13 protein-coding genes and 3 pseudogenes are annotated in these 15,365 nt (G+C 55.1%); 7 read left to right on the top strand and 9 right to left on the bottom strand.

Annotation, left to right across the window (positions count from 1 at the left end; translation table 11 throughout):
* Positions 1-738: 738 nt before the first annotated feature.
* From ACA051_RS30410 to ACA051_RS30400, 3 genes are all read right to left on the bottom strand, one after another.
* Positions 739-942, bottom strand: coding sequence for a hypothetical protein (locus tag ACA051_RS30410; RefSeq protein WP_497375940.1), 204 nt, complete (start codon positions 940-942; stop codon positions 739-741).
* A gap of 20 nt (positions 943-962) precedes the next feature.
* A protein-coding gene (locus tag ACA051_RS30405) for an IS3 family transposase (protein ID WP_497375939.1) occupies positions 963-2,125 on the bottom strand; the annotation gives its coding sequence in 2 pieces (ribosomal slippage) (positions 963-1,870 and positions 1,870-2,125; 1,164 coding nt in all).
* 73 nt (positions 2,126-2,198) lie between these two features.
* Positions 2,199-2,949 (bottom strand): IS5 family transposase gene (locus ACA051_RS30400; RefSeq protein WP_497375776.1). Its coding sequence is split into 2 segments (ribosomal slippage): positions 2,199-2,513 and positions 2,515-2,949, totalling 750 coding nucleotides; the frame shifts between segments, so codons are not numbered across the junction.
* A 162-nt stretch (positions 2,950-3,111) separates the two neighbouring features.
* On the opposite strand from ACA051_RS30400, the gene ACA051_RS30395 reads away from it, so the two are divergent.
* The 4 genes from ACA051_RS30395 to ACA051_RS30380 all read left to right on the top strand — a co-directional run bounded on the left by ACA051_RS30395 (position 3,112) and on the right by ACA051_RS30380 (position 7,163).
* Positions 3,112-4,089: an IS5 family transposase gene (locus ACA051_RS30395; RefSeq protein ID WP_497375938.1), complete on the top strand. Its 978-nt coding sequence runs from the start codon at positions 3,112-3,114 to the stop codon at positions 4,087-4,089.
* Positions 4,090-4,581: 492 nt separating this feature from the next.
* Complete coding sequence (locus ACA051_RS30390; RefSeq protein WP_497375937.1) at positions 4,582-4,986, top strand: hypothetical protein; 405 nt, start codon at positions 4,582-4,584, stop codon at positions 4,984-4,986.
* 280 nt (positions 4,987-5,266) lie between these two features.
* Complete coding sequence (locus ACA051_RS30385; RefSeq protein ID WP_497375710.1) at positions 5,267-6,244, top strand: IS5 family transposase; 978 nt, start codon at positions 5,267-5,269, stop codon at positions 6,242-6,244.
* A 685-nt stretch (positions 6,245-6,929) separates the two neighbouring features.
* Positions 6,930-7,163, top strand: coding sequence for a hypothetical protein (locus ACA051_RS30380; protein WP_497375936.1), 234 nt, complete (start codon positions 6,930-6,932; stop codon positions 7,161-7,163).
* 290 nt (positions 7,164-7,453) lie between these two features.
* Here the strand turns inward: ACA051_RS30380 and ACA051_RS30375 are convergent.
* Both ACA051_RS30375 and ACA051_RS30370 read right to left on the bottom strand, forming a co-directional pair.
* Positions 7,454-7,612: pseudogene (locus ACA051_RS30375) on the bottom strand (IS5/IS1182 family transposase); the annotation flags it as partial.
* A gap of 385 nt (positions 7,613-7,997) precedes the next feature.
* Positions 7,998-8,372, bottom strand: a pseudogene (locus tag ACA051_RS30370) (transposase); the annotation flags it as partial.
* 86 nt (positions 8,373-8,458) lie between these two features.
* Between ACA051_RS30370 and tnpA the strand changes: the two are divergent.
* The 3 genes from tnpA (at position 8,459) to tnpC (ending at position 10,696) form a co-directional block, all read left to right on the top strand.
* On the top strand, positions 8,459-8,776 hold the full coding sequence (gene tnpA, locus ACA051_RS30365) for an IS66-like element accessory protein TnpA (protein WP_497375934.1): 318 nt from the start codon (positions 8,459-8,461) through the stop codon (positions 8,774-8,776).
* The gene (gene tnpB, locus ACA051_RS30360) at positions 8,773-9,108 is read left to right on the top strand and encodes an IS66 family insertion sequence element accessory protein TnpB (RefSeq protein ID WP_497375932.1); all 336 of its coding nucleotides are present in this window, start codon (positions 8,773-8,775) and stop codon (positions 9,106-9,108) included. The genes tnpA and tnpB overlap by 4 nt, the downstream gene beginning before the upstream one ends.
* Before the next feature lie 61 nt (positions 9,109-9,169).
* Entirely contained in the window at positions 9,170-10,696 is a 1,527-nt protein-coding gene (gene tnpC / locus ACA051_RS30355; protein ID WP_497375930.1) for an IS66 family transposase, read from the top strand.
* Positions 10,697-11,293: 597 nt separating this feature from the next.
* Here tnpC and ACA051_RS30350 read toward each other — a convergent pair.
* From ACA051_RS30350 to tssK, 4 genes and pseudogenes are all read right to left on the bottom strand, one after another.
* Positions 11,294-12,510 (bottom strand): annotated as a pseudogene (locus ACA051_RS30350) (IS3 family transposase).
* Between the two features lie 54 nt (positions 12,511-12,564).
* The gene (locus ACA051_RS30345; protein ID WP_497375928.1) at positions 12,565-13,326 is read right to left on the bottom strand and encodes an IS5 family transposase; all 762 of its coding nucleotides are present in this window, start codon (positions 13,324-13,326) and stop codon (positions 12,565-12,567) included.
* Positions 13,327-13,444: 118 nt separating this feature from the next.
* On the bottom strand, positions 13,445-13,696 hold the full coding sequence (locus ACA051_RS30340) for a PAAR domain-containing protein (RefSeq protein ID WP_497375926.1): 252 nt from the start codon (positions 13,694-13,696) through the stop codon (positions 13,445-13,447).
* Between the two features lies 1 nt (position 13,697).
* Entirely contained in the window at positions 13,698-14,864 is a 1,167-nt protein-coding gene (gene tssK / locus ACA051_RS30335) for a type VI secretion system baseplate subunit TssK (RefSeq protein ID WP_497375924.1), read from the bottom strand.
* Between the last annotated feature and the right edge of the window lie 501 nt (positions 14,865-15,365).

The following is a 15,365-nucleotide window of genomic DNA, read 5'->3' as shown; positions in this document are numbered from 1 at the left end:
CTGGCACATTTCAGAAATGAGCAACTCAGAGCAGACTCTAACGATGGCACATTTTCGGATGGATCGAGGTGCATGGTCTCTCACGATGGCACATTTGCCGGTATGCCCCCGTGTTTTAGTGCTTTAGGTCAATTCTCGTGATTCTGCCGATTCTCGAATGGAGCTCAACTAACCGTGGCACATTTGAGGCCGACGACTCCGCCGGAGATTATGAAAAGGCGTTCGCACCAGTTTGAGCAGCGTGGATGGTCAACTGTGCCATGGCAAAGCCCCCTCCCTGGGGTGTGTACCGTCCGCCTGGCACGCTCGCGCAACCGCATGAACCCGGGCAGAGGGCGCCGGCGTGCAGGTATCGGCAAATTGGACGTGTGCCTGGTCGTAGGATCCACCTTCACTTCATTGGGGGCTGGGCATGTACGTCAGCCCAGGATCAGCGTTACTAAAAGGGCATTCCTTTGGTTTGCCGTAGTTGCCCGATGCCACTGTAGGGTTTGTTGATGGTGATGCGCTCCTTACCAGCTATGTATAGAAGCAGCGTCTGCCTGGAATCTGGCAAAAAAAACCCGCACGTGCGTGCAGGGTCGGGGGTTAGCTGAATCCTAGAACTGGAACAGCGGGTCACCAGTATCCACAGGCGCTTGGGCTTGGGCTTGTGGATTTACCGGAGATTGCGAAGGGGCCGGTGTTGAAGCTGTGTTTTGTTGGGGGAGCCGTTTGCGACGCATTCTTCACCCTGGGTCAAATGGCAAGGCTGATGTAATCCTTGGCGCCTTTGACGCCGAGCTTCTTCCAGCCAGCGATCCGCATTTCATGGTTGAAGCCAAAACTACCTGTGTAGTCAGGGCCGTCACCCACCTTTTCGCTCTCTTTGAACAGGCTGGAATTGATGCCTCCGATCGAGAGTGAATAAAATTTCTCTTCCGAATTGTTTTTTTGCTTCACCTAGGGGCTGTTTGTAGTGGTCAACTAATCCCGGACACGACGTTAAGTTTTTCTTCGGCCCGAGCTGGCGCCAGCCCACCGTTGAATTGATGGGGTCGAATCCAGTTGTACCGATGCATCAAGAAATGGCTGATATCGCGCTGGGCTTCTTGGGCCGTTCTGTAACCCAGAGTCGGTATCCATTCGGTTTTCAAACTGCGGAACACGCGCTCCATCGGCGCATTGTCCCAGCAATTTCCCCGGCGACTCATGCTCTGGCGCATGCGATAACGCCACAGCCTCTGGCGAAATAAACGACTCGCGTACTGCGACCCTTGATCCGAGTGAAACAGCAGGCCCTGAGGCCTTCCTCGTTGTTCGTAGGCCATATCCAGCGCCTTGATAACCAGCTCGGCGTCCGGCTTTTCCGACAACGCCCAGCCCACCACCCGGCGCGCGCAAAGATCCATCACGACAGCCAGATAATGCCATTTCCCCTGAGCCCAAATGTAGGTGATGTCGCCGCACCACACTTGGTTGGGTGCCGGGACATCGAACTCCCGATTCAAGATGTTCAGGATATCCAACCGCTCAACCGTCGCCCGTTTATAAGCATGAGCCCCTGGCTGTTTGCTCACGAGGTCAAGCTCACGCATCAAGCTGCGTACTTTGAACCGACCGAGTTGCTCACCATCGTCACGCATCAACGAGAGAATGCTACGGCTGCCGGCAGCACTGCGACTTTGCGAAAACAACTCGCTCACCCGGCTGCGTAGCCGAAGCCGTTCGACATCAGGCGTTCGACGCTTGAGGCGGTGGGCGTAGTAACTTGAGCGGTTGATTTCAAACACTTGGCACAGCCAATCAACCGGCTCGTGGACGCTCAGCTGATTGATCAGCGCGTACGCTCGTGATCTTCCGACATCAAGAGCGCGGTAGCCTTTTTTAGTATCGATTTCTCCCGTTCAAGGCGGGCGATCCGGGCTTCCAGCTCCTGGATTTTCTGCTGCTCTGATGTCAGCGCTTTGCTCTGCGGAGTAACGCCTTGGCGTTCCTTCTGAACCTGGTCAACCCAACGGCGCAGGGCCGACTCGCCGACGCCGAGTGAACGGCTGGCTTCGATGTAGCTGTAGTTTTGCTTGAGCACGAGGTCGGCAGCCTCGCGCTTGAACTCAGCGGAAAAGGAACGGCGTTGTTTGGTCATCTGACACCTCGATCTGGCGAGCATTCTCGCCTATATGGGTGTCCGGTTTCATTAGACCACTACAGTTCCCGTTTCACATGGGTAACCAGAGGAAGGCACAAGCCATAGCCACCACGCTTTCGTAATTTCTCTTGAGTTTGTCGAAGCGCGATGCGACCGCTCGATAGTGCTTCAGCCGGGCAAAAGCGTTTTCTACCAGGTGCCGGTTGCGGTAAAGCTCTTTATCCAGATCCGCATTGCCTTTCACTGAGTTGCGTTTTCTCGGAATCACGGCTTTGGCACCTTGTTGTTCAACCTGTTCGCGTATGGCCTCACTGTCATAACCTTTGTCCGCAATGATCGTTTCAGCAGTGGGAACCCTGGCAATCAACGCAGACGCCTGTGTGCAGATCGTTGATCTGGCCTCCAGTGATTTCAAACACGACTGGTAGCCCGTAGGCATCTACAGCCAAGTGGATCTTGCTGGTGTTGCCTGCTCGGCTTTTCCCTATGGCCTCATCCTTGCTACTGGCAGCACCTGCACTGTGCTGGTGGGCCTTGGCATAGCTGCCATCGATGAAAACCCATTCCATGTCCGGTTCAGTCACCAGCGCCTGAAAAACCTTGAGCCACTTACCTGACGCGGACCAGGCATTGAAACGCTTGTAGACTTTGCTCCAGCTTCCGAATGCCTCGGGCAAGTCTCTCCAGGGGCATCCTGTGCGCATGCGATACAGCATGCCTTCGACGGTCATCCGTAGATCACGCTTGTTGTAGATGGCCTTGTGCAGCAGAATTTCCCGCAGCTTCGACCAGTGCTCATCACTGAGCAGTAATCGGGGCATTGCAAGCTCGTATTGGTGTTGTGTGAGAGCTATAACGATACGAGCTTGTTCTTATATATCAATGGCTTAGATCGAAACGGGAACAGCCCCTAGGGAAACTCTGAAAAAGACTTCCAGATCTGGTGAAATACTCGCCTGACACGAACACGACGGTTGAGCCCCATGAAACAGATGTCCTTCGCCGACGCCGAATATGCCGGCAAACGTAAGCAGACTCGCCGCGAGCGCTTCCTGATCGAGATGGATCAGGTCGTGCCCTGGAAGGGCTTGGTTACTTTGATCGAGCCGCATTATCCAAAGGGCGAAGGGGGTCGTCCGGCGTATCCGCTGATGGCGATGTTGCGGGTCCATCTGATCCAGAACTGGTTCGGCTACAGCGATCCGGCGATGGAAGAGGCATTGTACGAGACCACGATCCTGCGCCAGTTTTCGGGGCTGCACCTAGATCGGATTCCCGATGAAACCACGATCCTCAACTTCCGCCGCTTGTTGGAAAAACATGAGTTGGCAGGCGGGATTTTGCAGGTTATCAATGGCTATCTGGGCGACCGTGGCCTGCTGTTGCGTCATGGCACGGTGGTCGATGCGACGATCCTTCACGCGCCGAGTTCGACCAAGAACAAGGACGGCAAACGCGATCCCGAAATGCACCAAACCAAGAAAGGGAATCAGTACTTTTTTGGTATGAAAGCGCACATCGGCGTCGACGCTGAATCCGGCTTGGTGCATAGCCTGGTGGGCACGGCGGCCAATGTGGCGGACGTGACGCAGGTCGATCAGTTGCTGCACGGCGAGGAAACTTACGTGTCTGGTGACGCCGGTTACACCGGCGTGGACAAACGTCCCGAGCATCAGGATCGCAAGATGATCTGGTCGATTGCCGCCCGGCCAAGCAGCTATAAAAAGCATGGAAAAAAGAGTTTGATCGGTCGTCTGCGGCGCAAGATCGAATACCCCAAAGCCCAAGTACGCGCCAAGGTTGAACATCCGTTTCGGGTAATCAAGCGTCAGTTTGTCTATACGAAAGTGCGCTTTCGCGGCCTGATGAAAAATACCGCGCAACAGGCCACGCTATTTGCCCTGTCGAATCTGTGGATGATGCGAAAACGGCTGCTGGTTGTGGGAGAGGTGCGCCTGTAATCCGGGAAAAGCGCCTTGAAAAGGCGTCGTTCAAGGGTGAAACGATGAGTTAAGAACAGGAAAGGTCTGATTTCTGACCAAACCAGTGTTTTTTGAATCTCTACCAAAGAGGGCATCAAAAATCGCTGACTACTTCAGACCTTCCTTAGGACATGATTTTGCCTACACAATATGAGGGGCTTTCCTACAGACTCCATAACCCTATACTTCTATAGTGAATTCGTAATTCTATGTTTAAACGCCGATGACAGGAGGAGTATCAACAACCCACTCTGGATAAATGGCTGGACTTGCCACTCTTCAAATGACCTCGATGCTTTCGATTGTTTTGTTATCCTTAAGAGACAGCAGATCAGGAAAAAATATTGCATAATTAGAGGCCAAAATGACTGCACACATACATGCAATCAAGATAAAGCCACCCCAAGCGGAAACACGTTGAACCATGCTGCCTTAGTACTAGACAACCTTAAGTATTTATTGAGAAGCCACATGAATAAGAATATTATTAAACTAATAATTCCAGCGATGCTTTTGATTTCTGGATCGGCCTCGGCATATCCACAGTGGTCACCTGGCACCACTAGCAACTATGTTGAATACAATGGGTGGGTTTTCATGCGTTGTGGCAATTACTTTGCAAATCCGCCCGCTCCGGTGCTAGGCAACTACTGCGCCAAGGGCGATGCCTGGTGGGGGAAACAAACGCTCGCTGATCAAGCCATCCCTCTTTGGGAAAAGGGGCGCGGCTACAAGGAAGGTGAGATGGTGAGAATGGCAGCATTGGGATACTCATCAGATCTTTTCTACCGTGCCGTGATCGACGTGCCGGCTAACAGCGTCGACAGTAATTACTCGCCAAAACAATATGCAGACAACTGGAAGCGACGCAACTAATGGCTATCATCTTAAACGATGATCATCTACTCCAACTGCACAGAATAATCTGAGCCATTGGGATGTCCCGTCGCCAGGACTACAGCAAGCACGTCGAGCTTCAGCACTGAGTTCTCTCGCATTATGTTGATAAGCTGGAGCGTGACTGATAACTGGGAAGGAGACGATCATCATAATGTAATGACCCAATGAAATCCGGACACTCATTTAAGGAAACTCTGAAAAAGACTTCCAGATCTGGTGAAATACTCGCCTGACACGAACACGACGGTTGAGCCCCATGAAACAGATGTCCTTCGCCGACGCCGAATATGCCGGCAAACGTAAGCAGACTCGCCGCGAGCGCTTCCTGATCGAGATGGATCAGGTCGTGCCCTGGAAGGGCTTGGTTACTTTGATCGAGCCGCATTATCCAAAGGGCGAAGGGGGTCGTCCAGCGTATCCGCTGATGGCGATGTTGCGGGTCCATCTGATCCAGAACTGGTTCGGCTACAGCGATCCGGCGATGGAAGAGGCATTGTACGAGACCACGATCCTGCGCCAGTTTTCGGGGCTGCACCTAGATCGGACTCCCGATGAAACCACGATCCTCAACTTCCGCCGCTTGTTGGAAAAACATGAGTTGGCAGGCGGGATTTTGCAGGTTATCAATGGCTATCTGGGCGACCGTGGCCTGCTGTTGCGTCATGGCACGGTGGTCGATGCGACGATCCTTCACGCGCCGAGTTCGACCAAGAACAAGGACGGCAAACGCGATCCCGAAATGCACCAAACCAAGAAAGGGAATCAGTACTTTTTTGGTATGAAAGCGCACATCGGCGTCGACGCTGAATCCGGCTTGGTGCATAGCCTGGTGGGCACGGCGGCCAATGTGGCGGACGTGACGCAGGTCGATCAGTTGCTGCACGGCGAGGAAACTTACGTGTCTGGTGACGCCGGTTACACCGGCGTGGACAAACGTCCCGAGCATCAGGATCGCAAGATGATCTGGTCGATTGCCGCCCGGCCAAGCAGCTATAAAAAGCATGGAAAAAAGAGCTTGATCGGTCGTCTGCGGCGCAAGATCGAATACGCGAAAGCGCAGGTGCGGGCCAAGGTTGAGCACCCGTTTCGCGTGATCAAGCGCCAATTTGGTTATACGAAAGTGCGCTTTCGCGGCCTGATGAAAAATACCGCGCAACAGGCCACGCTATTTGCCCTGTCGAATCTGTGGATGATGCGAAAACGGCTGCTGGTTGTGGGAGAGGTGCGCCTGTAATCCGGGAAAAGCGCCTTGAAAAGGCGTCGTTCAAGGGTGAAACGATGAGTTAAGAACAGGAAAGGTCTGATTTCTGACCAAACCAGTGTTTTTTGAACCTCTACCAAAGAGGGCATCAAAAATCGCTGACTACTTCAGACCTTCCCTAAAGGACCTGATAGCCTTGTTCTAAGCCCTTCAAACGCAAACTCAACCACTCTGTCACTCTTCCTGACCTGCTGCCTGGCCTCGTTCATCGACGCCGTGCACCTGAAATACGTTTTTTCTAAGTCGATACCAACAGTCGTAAGCTTCGTGGGGACGTCCATTCCGTTACCAGCGTACCTACGGATCCTAATACGGAGGTTCAAGCTATGCGATTTAACCGAGTTATCGAATCCGGTATTGAGTGCGCCGTTTTCATCAAGTAGACAGATCCGCGCGATGCCCTGATCGCAACAACCAATAACACCAACGCACCCTCGAAAGACGTAAGAGAATGCGATGCTGGTGATTCATTAAATGGGCGCTCAGCTTCAGAATCCTCCTACAGCGCCAGCCGGCCTCTCGAGTGTACTCTGTATGGATCATCAAGAACGGTACCGCGCCAACGCTGAGCCCAATTTGTTCCAGGCTTTTTGCTCCGGTTGACCTGATGGTGACTGACCTGGTTTTGTCACGCCCCGCCTATTTTCGAGGATAAATAATGAGTCATGAGCCGACCATCGCAAGCGACATGCGCATAACGCTCACCCGCTGTCCTGGCTGCAGAGGAACATCTTTTTGTTACCTTGATCAGTACCTGCTGGATGACGAGCAAACGCAGATGGCGCGCCTTCTGACGCTGGGCCACCAGATCGAAAATATCCCGGTGAGCAAGCTAAAAAGTATGAAGGAATGCACCTGCTTCCCGGAGGAATTTCAGGCCGTACCGGGTTAACTTACCAGACGCGCAGTGAACAGTGACACATCCAGGCTAAAGGTATGGACGCTCTCTATCCCGAAAACCTAAAGCAATGAAGCACGCGAAAAAAATTAATAAGCCGCAAATCAGGAGGCTCAAGGCCTCCTGTCCATACCCTTAAGGAAGGTCTGAAGTAGTCAGCGATTTTTGATGCCCTCTTTGGTGGAGGTTCAAAAAACACTGGTTTGGTCAGAAATCAGACCTTTCCTGTTCTTAACTCACCGTTTCACCCTTGAACGACGCCTTTTCAAGGCGCTTTTCCCGGATTACAGGCGCACCTCTCCCACAACCAGCAGCCGTTTTCGCATCATCCACAGATTCGACAGGGCAAATAGCGTGGCCTGTTGCGCGGTATTTTTCATCAGGCCGCGAAAGCGCACTTTCGTATAGCCAAACTGACGCTTGATTACCCGGAACGGATGTTCGTATCCGCTCCATGAACCCCACATTCAAAGCCGCCATCTGATCCCCGAAGCTATGCTCCCGATTTCTCTACCTGTGGCACATAATTAGCCCACTTCCTATTTTGCTGGCACAAAAATGCCAATGTTTGGCTATTTCAATGGTACAAAAATGCCAAGGCCAGATATTTGAGGTGGGACAAAAAATCGGCCCTATTTCTGTGGCATATAAATGCCACTTAAATGCAGAGATCCGCCCTATCTGTCTTCATGTGAGCCATTTTGGCCCTGTACCAGGGGTAGGACGATTTTTGTACCGGGGGTAGAATTCTCTGTTTTTACAGGGCTTGGGAGGCCCTAAAAACGTACCGAGTCTATTACGTGTTTGGTGGGTTTGGCGGTACACCGAGCCATTGATAACCTGCAAAATCCCGCCTGCCAACTCATGTTTTTCCAACAAGCGGCGGAAGTTGAGGATCGTGGTTTCATCGGGAATCCGATCTAGGTGCAGCCCCGAAAACTGGCGCAGAATCGTCGTTTCATACAGTGACTCTTCCATCGCCGGATCGCTGTAGCCGAACCAGTTTTGCATCAAATGAACGCGCAACATGGCCATCAACGGATACGCCGGACGGCCCCCTTCGCCCTTTGTATAATACGGCTCGATTAAAGCAACCAAACCCTTCCAGGGCACCACCTGATCCATCTCGATCAGGAAGCGCTCGCGGCGAGTCTGCTTACGTTTGCCGGCGTACTCGGCATCGGCGAAGGACATCTGTTTCATGGGGCTCAACCGTCGTGTTCGTGTCAGGCGGGTATTTCACCAGATTTGGAAGTCTTCTTCAGAGTTTCCTTAACGTCAGGATCGCCATGCGTGAACGTAAGTCCTACCCGAAGTCCTTCAAAATCCAAGTCGTCCGAGAGTGCGAACAACCCGGTGTTTCCGTGGTGGCTATTGCGATGACGCACGGCATCAACGCCAATGTCGTTCGCCGGTGGATCCCGCTTTACCGTAATCCGCAGGGCGTCGCGCTGCCAGCTTTCATTCCTTTGAAAGTCGAACCAAAACGAAAGACCGAAGCGCTGGCGATCATTGAACTACCGCTGGGCCAGCAAATGCTCACGGTGAAGTGGCCAACCTCTGATCCTGACGGGTGCGCCCGATTCATCCGTGGACTCGCTCAATGATCCGCATCGATACCATCTGGCTCGCCACCGAGCCGATGGACATGCGTGCCGATACCGAGACAGCGTTGGCCAGAGTGATCGCGGTGTTCGGTGCGGCGAAGCCGCACTGTGCTTATCTGTTTGCCAACCGCCGCGCCACTCGGATGAAAGTTCTGGTGCATGACGGGTTTGGCATTTGGCTGGCGGCTCGCCGGTTGAATCAAGGTAAGTTTCACTGGCCAGGCATTCGGCATGGCTCTGAAATGGAACTGGATACCGAGCAACTTCAAGCCTTGGTACTGGGCCTGCCATGGCAACGCGTGGGTTCTGGCGGCGCGATCACACTGCTTTAAGGGCTGCCATTAGCCTATCGGTCTATCGCTGCGAATTGCCCGCTCTGGCAAAATCCGTAGCATGACTTCTTCGCCCAATCTCGACCAAATGTCCTCCGACCAACTGCGTGCCCTCGCGGCGCAGTTGATGTCGCAGGTCGACACCATGGGCAAGAAGATCAACCGCGACCAAACGGTTATCGAGAAGCTGACTCACGAGATCGCACAACTCAAGCGTTTGAAGTTTGCCAAGCGCAGCGAGCAGATGAATCCTGAGCAGGCCAGCTTGCTTGATGACCTGATCGATACCGATATCGCAGCGATTGAGGCTGAGCTTCAAGCCTTGCAAACAGCGCCAACGGCAACCGAGAAAAAGCAAAAGCCCAAGCGTACTGCGTTGCCGGCAGAGTTTCCGCGCACACTGATCCATCATGAACCGGACAACACTCACTGCCCATGCGGCTGCGCCCTCAAGCGCATTGGTGAGGACGTCAGCGAGAAGCTGGACTACACGCCCGGCGTATTTACCGTCGAACGCCATGTCCGTGGCAAATGGGTCTGCGATGACTGCGAAACACTGATCCAGGCGCCGGTTCCGGCGCAGGTCATCGACAAGGGCATTCCGACCGCCGGGCTGCTTGCCCACGTCATGATCGCCAAGTTTGCCGACCACCTGCCTCTTTACCGTCAGGAATCGATTTTTGGTCGGGCAGGCCTGGCGATCCCTCGTTCCACTTTGGCTCAATGGGTTGGTATGACGGGCGTGCGGCTACAGCCTTTGGTCGATGCGCTATGCGACGTAGTGCTCGGGCAGCAGGTTATCCATGCCGATGAAACACCCGTGCAGATGCTCGCTCCGGGTTCAAAGAAAACCCACCGCTCTTATGTTTGGGCGTACGCCACCAGCCAGTTCTGCGAAACAGCCGCTGTCGTTTATGACTTCAGCCCCAGCCGCGCCGATGAGCATGCTCGTAACTTCCTGCAAGGCTGGAAAGGCAAGTTGGTCTGCGACGATTTTGGCGGTTATAAGGCCAGCTTCGAACTCGGCGTGACCGAGATCGGCTGCATGGCCCACGCCCGGCGCAAGTTCTTCGAGTTGCACGCAACGAACAAGAGCCAGATCGCCGAGCAGGCGCTGCGCTACATCCAGTTGTTGTACGAAATCGAGAGCGAAGTGCGTGACCTGGAGCCGGATTTACGATGCCGGATACGGCAAGAAAAAGCCGCACCGGTGATGAATAGGCTGCATGCCTGGATGATTGCCCAGCGTGAACTTGTGCCCGAAGGTTCGGCCATCAGCAGAGCACTCGATTACAGCCTCAAACGCTGGGCAGCGCTGTCGCGCTACCTCAATGACGGGGCCGTACCCATTGATAATAATTGGGCGGAGAACCAGATCCGACCATGGGCCCTTGGACGCAAGAACTGGCTCTTCGCCGGATCGCTACGCAGCGGAAAAAGGGCGGCGGCGATCATGAGCTTGATCCAGTCTGCGCGGCTGAATGGTCATGATCCGTACGCCTATCTAAAGGATGTTCTCACGCGCCTGCCGACGCAGCGGGCGAGTGAAATCGAGCAGCTGCTTCCGCATAAGTGGCAGCCGGTTTAATCACGCAAGACGTGATGCCCGGACGCATACGAAATACCGTTCACCACGGGAGTTTAGGCGTTTGGCAGCGGCATCAATTTAACGGGGTGCAGGTGTCCGGTTTGATAGGGGCCAGTCCACCCATGTGAAACGTCAACAGGCCCTAGGAACAGCAGATAGCGCCCTTAGCTCTGATACGACTCGTATATCACCGACGCTTGTGCAGAGGCCTAAGTCCGCAGTCCCTCCCCGTAAACCCCCTTAAACATAGGTAGTAAGCGAATGTCGGTGATGTACGAGTACGCGCGGCTGTTCGTATCGGCGTCTTAGGTTTTAGGCGCGACCGAGGCAGTTCCCGCGGTCGGCGTTTTCACATCAATTTCGGCCAGGAGCTCCGGTCGCAACCGAAGCGTTCCCGCATACACCAGGAGTGTTCCACAACGTGAACGTGTCCAAGACTTGTCAGTCATTGCTTCTGGGGTGCCTCTCGATTTGAGTGCGGCCACTAACTGTTTGATCATATCCATCCCGGGGCGCAGCCCTGAGCAGTGAGGTAGGCAGCGCCAGGGAGTGGAACGACTTGGACTGGCCCCTATCAAACCGGACACCTGCACCCCGTTAAATTGATGCCGCTGCCAAACGCCTAAACTCCCGTGGTGAACGGTATTTCAGCGCGCTGTGCGGATGCTCCTCGTTGTAATGCTCAAAGGCAATTGTCAGGTTTCGCAAGGCTGTTTCCCGGTCAGGTTTGGGCATGTGGGCGACGTAGTCGCGCTTCATCGTTTTGACGAAGCTCTCGGCCACTCCATTGCTTTGCGGGCTGCGCACCGGTGTCGTCACCGGCTGCAAGCCAATCTGTCGGGCAAACTGGCGTGTCTGCTCAGCGATGTAGGCCGAGCCGTTATCGCTCAGCCATTGCACCGGGGTGGCAGGTGGTTCTTCACCGAAGCGTGTTTCCACCGCTTCCAGCATCAGATCGCGGATATCGTCGCCGCTGTACCCGGTCGGGCTGGCCACCCAACCGATGGCTTCACGATCGCAACAGTCCAGGGCAAAGGTCACGCTCAGCTTGGCGTTATCATCACAGCGAAACTCAAACCCGTCCGAGCACCACCGCGTATCGCTGGTGGCCACGGCAATTCGGCCTTCGTGACGGCGTGCCACACCCGGTTGTTTAACCCGTCGCTCCAGCAGCAACTGATGATCGCGCATGACGCGATAAACCCGCTTGACGTTGATCGGCGCCTGACTCTACTTTTCACGCCGACGACGCAGCAACCCCCACACACGGCGGTAGCCATAGCTGGGCAGCTCACTCACTTCAGCCTGAATTTCTTCGACCCGTGCGGCATCGTCCAGCGCAGGGCGACGCCGCTCGGGCCGTGCCGCAGGGTTGAGTCGAACCGTTAACTGCGAGCGCGCTACACCGAGACTTTCACTGATCAGCTTCACTGGTCGTCCCCCGGCAACAAGGGTGAGTGCGCAATCCATTTTCGCGACCGAGCAATCTCCACAGCTTCCTGGAGGATCTCGACCTGCATGGTTTTCTTGCCGAGCATGCGCTGTAGCTCCCTGATCTGCTTGAGCGCATCGGTCAGCTCGGAAGCAGGCACCACGCTCTCGCCAGCACTGACGGCCGAGAGACTGCCGCTCTGATAGAGCTTGCGCCACTGAAACAGCTGGTTGGCATTAACGCCATTCTGCCGAGCCACCACCGAGACGCTTTGCCCCGGTTGCAGGCTCTCGCGAACCATGGCCAGTTTTTGCTCCGGGCTCCAGCGGCGACGCCGCTCCTGACCCAAAAGCTCCCCACCCTTATCGTTTCTATTAGTCATATACACAGTCGTTTGCCTATCCCTTATGTTAAGGGGGAAACGGTGTCCTGTCTTTCAGGGGGCTCGTCCAATGGGTAACCAGAGGAACCCGCAGGCCATAGCCACCGTGCTCTCATAGTTCCTCTTCAGTTTGTCGTATCGAAACGCCACTGCGCGGTAATGTTTCAGTCGCGCAAAGGCATTTTCGACCAAGTGCCGGTAGCGATAAAGGCCTTTATCCAGATCGCCATTGCCTTTGATTGAGTTACGCTTTCTCGGGATCACTGGTCGAGCACCTTGGGCTTCGATCTGTTCGCGAATACGCTCACTGTCGTAGCCCTTGTCGGCAACGATGACCTCGGCTGATGGTAGCTGCGCAATTAATTCACGGGCGGCAGTACAGTCATTGACGTCACCTCCAGTGATCTCGAAAGCCACAGGCAAGCCATGTGCATCGACAGCCAGGTGGATCTTGCTCGTATGGCCAGCGCGGCTTTTGCCGATCGCTTCTGGTTGGTCACTGGCGGCCCCCGTGCTGTGCTGATGGGCCTTCACATAGGTTCCGTCGATGAAAGCCCAATCAAAATCTGGGTCTTCGATCAACGTATTGAAAACCTTGAGCCACTTGCCAGCCACCGACCACGCATTGAAGCGCTTGGAGACTGAGTTCCAGCATCCAAAAGCGCTGGGCAGATCTCGCCACGGACAACCAACGCGCATCCGGTAGAGCATCCCCTCAACGGTCAATCGCAAATCAGGCTTGTGGTAAATAGTTTGCTGAAGCAGAATTTTTTCCAGCTTCGACCAAAGCTCGTCACTGAGCATCACTCGGGGCATTGCAAGCTCGCAGGATTGTCGGTGTTGGAACCTCTATTCTGCGGGTTTGCTCTTCTTCCTCTGCTGTTCCGGTGAAACGTCAACAGCCCCTAACGTCCTTGTATCTGCAGGAATGCCATCAACGGATCGACAACATCGGTTCGCCTTCGATCAACACACCGCCGTGATCGGTGCGATCGCCCACGGAAGCGACTTTCTTGCCTTCGATGGTGAAGTTAGCGTTGCCACTGACGATCCGGGCGCTGTAGGAAATCTTGTCGCCGACGCGCGCGACCGCACGGCCGTTGCTGGTGAAGTCCGCCGCGCCGGTCGTGACTTCGCCCCATGCCATGTTGCGGGCAACTGTGTGCGTGCCGATGTCCTTGCTCATGTCACGCGCTCCTGATGGCCCACAGTTGCAATTCCAATTCGGGGAACTGGCCTGCGATGTCGAAGCTGAAACCCGCCGTTTCCTGCATCATTTCCCACGCGCTGTTGGTGCGATCGAGCTGGAAGTAGGTGAAACCGGCGTGGTAGGGCACATGACGCGGCGCGACGGGCCGCGGCATTAGCGGAATGCCCGGCAATTGCAGGCGAATGAGATCGTTGATCTTTTCGATCGACGCCAGCTTGGCCTGTTGCACGTACACCTGCCGTAGTTGTTCAACCGGCATGCGCGCACGCACCGCCAAGATGAACTCGGCGCTCTCCAGCAGACGCCGGTCCTGCACCGGCGCGATCAGTACGCCGAAGGCTTGCTGGGTGATTGGGATCGAGACCGCACGCGGTTGCACCACGGTGCTCAACGCTCGGCGCAAGGTCTCTTCCAATGCGCGGAAAGAGGCACGCAAATCGTCGTGCCGATAGGCCGGGTAGTTGGCCGGCAAACGGCCGTCATCGGTGAAGGTCACCAATTCGCCACAGGCTTGCGCGAACACGCGGTACAGGTCTTCCGGATGCACTTGCCGGGTGTTGGCCAAGTGCTGAAACAGTGGCTTCAAGCGATTGAGCGTTTGTAACAGGTTGAAGTCGGTGACATCGGCCACGCCTGATTGCGCGGGCGAGCCGATGCGTTCGGCGATGCCGCGGGCACGTTCGCGCATCAGGCCGGCGGCTTCGCCGAGGAAGCGATGCAACGGCGCGATCGCGCTGACCGACAAGGCGGTGGGATAGTACTGTTCGTCCAGCACCAGACTGCCGTCGGGGCGCTTGTCGAGGATCTTCGCCATCGGGATGCTGGTGAAGGCGCTGCGGTCCTCGCGTTCGAGCATCAGTTGCAGATTGAGTTGCGCGACATCGACGCTGACGTGATCGCCTTGTTCGCTGTGCACGTCCTTGAGTTCGACCGAGCGCGTGCCATAGCGCTGTTGCACCGGGCTGCCCGGCCACTGCATTTCGCGCAGCGGCAAGGCCAGATGCACGCTCTGGCCGATGGCGCTGATCTCGTTGACCACCAGTGGGGGCGGGGGCGCGGTATCGACGGGAATGTCGAACATGCTGCCGTCGGGCATCACGCCGCGCGCACGGACCAGCTCGAGTTTGCCGATGCGGCAGGCCACGGTTTGCCACTAAATGACGGGAATGTTCTTCTCCGTCTCACCACTCTACATGCCCTTTGTGGCCGCCAGTCTTGCTTTGCATTTATCGAATCCGCCGACAATTCATCCCTCCGGCACTATTCGATGCAATAGCATTTGATCGCTCTGCGGATCAAGGGAGATGCCCAACTCGCTTCCCGTCGCTTTCAGTCCGCTAAACCGACCGCTTTTATTCTCGAGTAGTGGAGCGCGATTTGTTCAGAGTTTCCTTAGGGGGCAAGCAACCACAGCTGAAATTGAAGGATACGACCCGTTGCTCCTTGCTATCGACGATAAAGGAAAAGCTCCTGCTTTCCCTTGGTGCTTTTTCCGCCGGCTCTGCGTAGATAACTGGCTGGAATTTCCCGTCAGGTCCTTTCTCGATAATGTCAGCGCACTCGCCACCATCCCAACGGGTGATAGTGCAGCCGTAATGAAGTGGAAACGCTGACTTGCTACTCCACCATCTCACCTCGCCCAGCG

This window comes from Pseudomonas sp. LBUM1669 (assembly GCF_059695705.1).
This window is presented reverse-complemented; position numbering and strand designations above follow the sequence as displayed.

Coding starts and splice junctions, on each gene's coding strand:
- ACA051_RS30395 (WP_497375938.1), top strand. CDS start 3,112: ATGAAACAGATGTCCTTCGCCGACGCCGAATATGCCGGCAAACGTAAG.
- ACA051_RS30390 (WP_497375937.1), top strand. CDS start 4,582: ATGAATAAGAATATTATTAAACTAATAATTCCAGCGATGCTTTTGATT.
- ACA051_RS30385 (WP_497375710.1), top strand. CDS start 5,267: ATGAAACAGATGTCCTTCGCCGACGCCGAATATGCCGGCAAACGTAAG.
- ACA051_RS30380 (WP_497375936.1), top strand. CDS start 6,930: ATGAGTCATGAGCCGACCATCGCAAGCGACATGCGCATAACGCTCACC.
- tnpA (WP_497375934.1), top strand. CDS start 8,459: ATGCGTGAACGTAAGTCCTACCCGAAGTCCTTCAAAATCCAAGTCGTC.
- tnpB (WP_497375932.1), top strand. CDS start 8,773: ATGATCCGCATCGATACCATCTGGCTCGCCACCGAGCCGATGGACATG.
- tnpC (WP_497375930.1), top strand. CDS start 9,170: ATGACTTCTTCGCCCAATCTCGACCAAATGTCCTCCGACCAACTGCGT.
- ACA051_RS30345 (WP_497375928.1), bottom strand. CDS start 13,326: ATGCCCCGAGTGATGCTCAGTGACGAGCTTTGGTCGAAGCTGGAAAAA.
- ACA051_RS30340 (WP_497375926.1), bottom strand. CDS start 13,696: ATGAGCAAGGACATCGGCACGCACACAGTTGCCCGCAACATGGCATGG.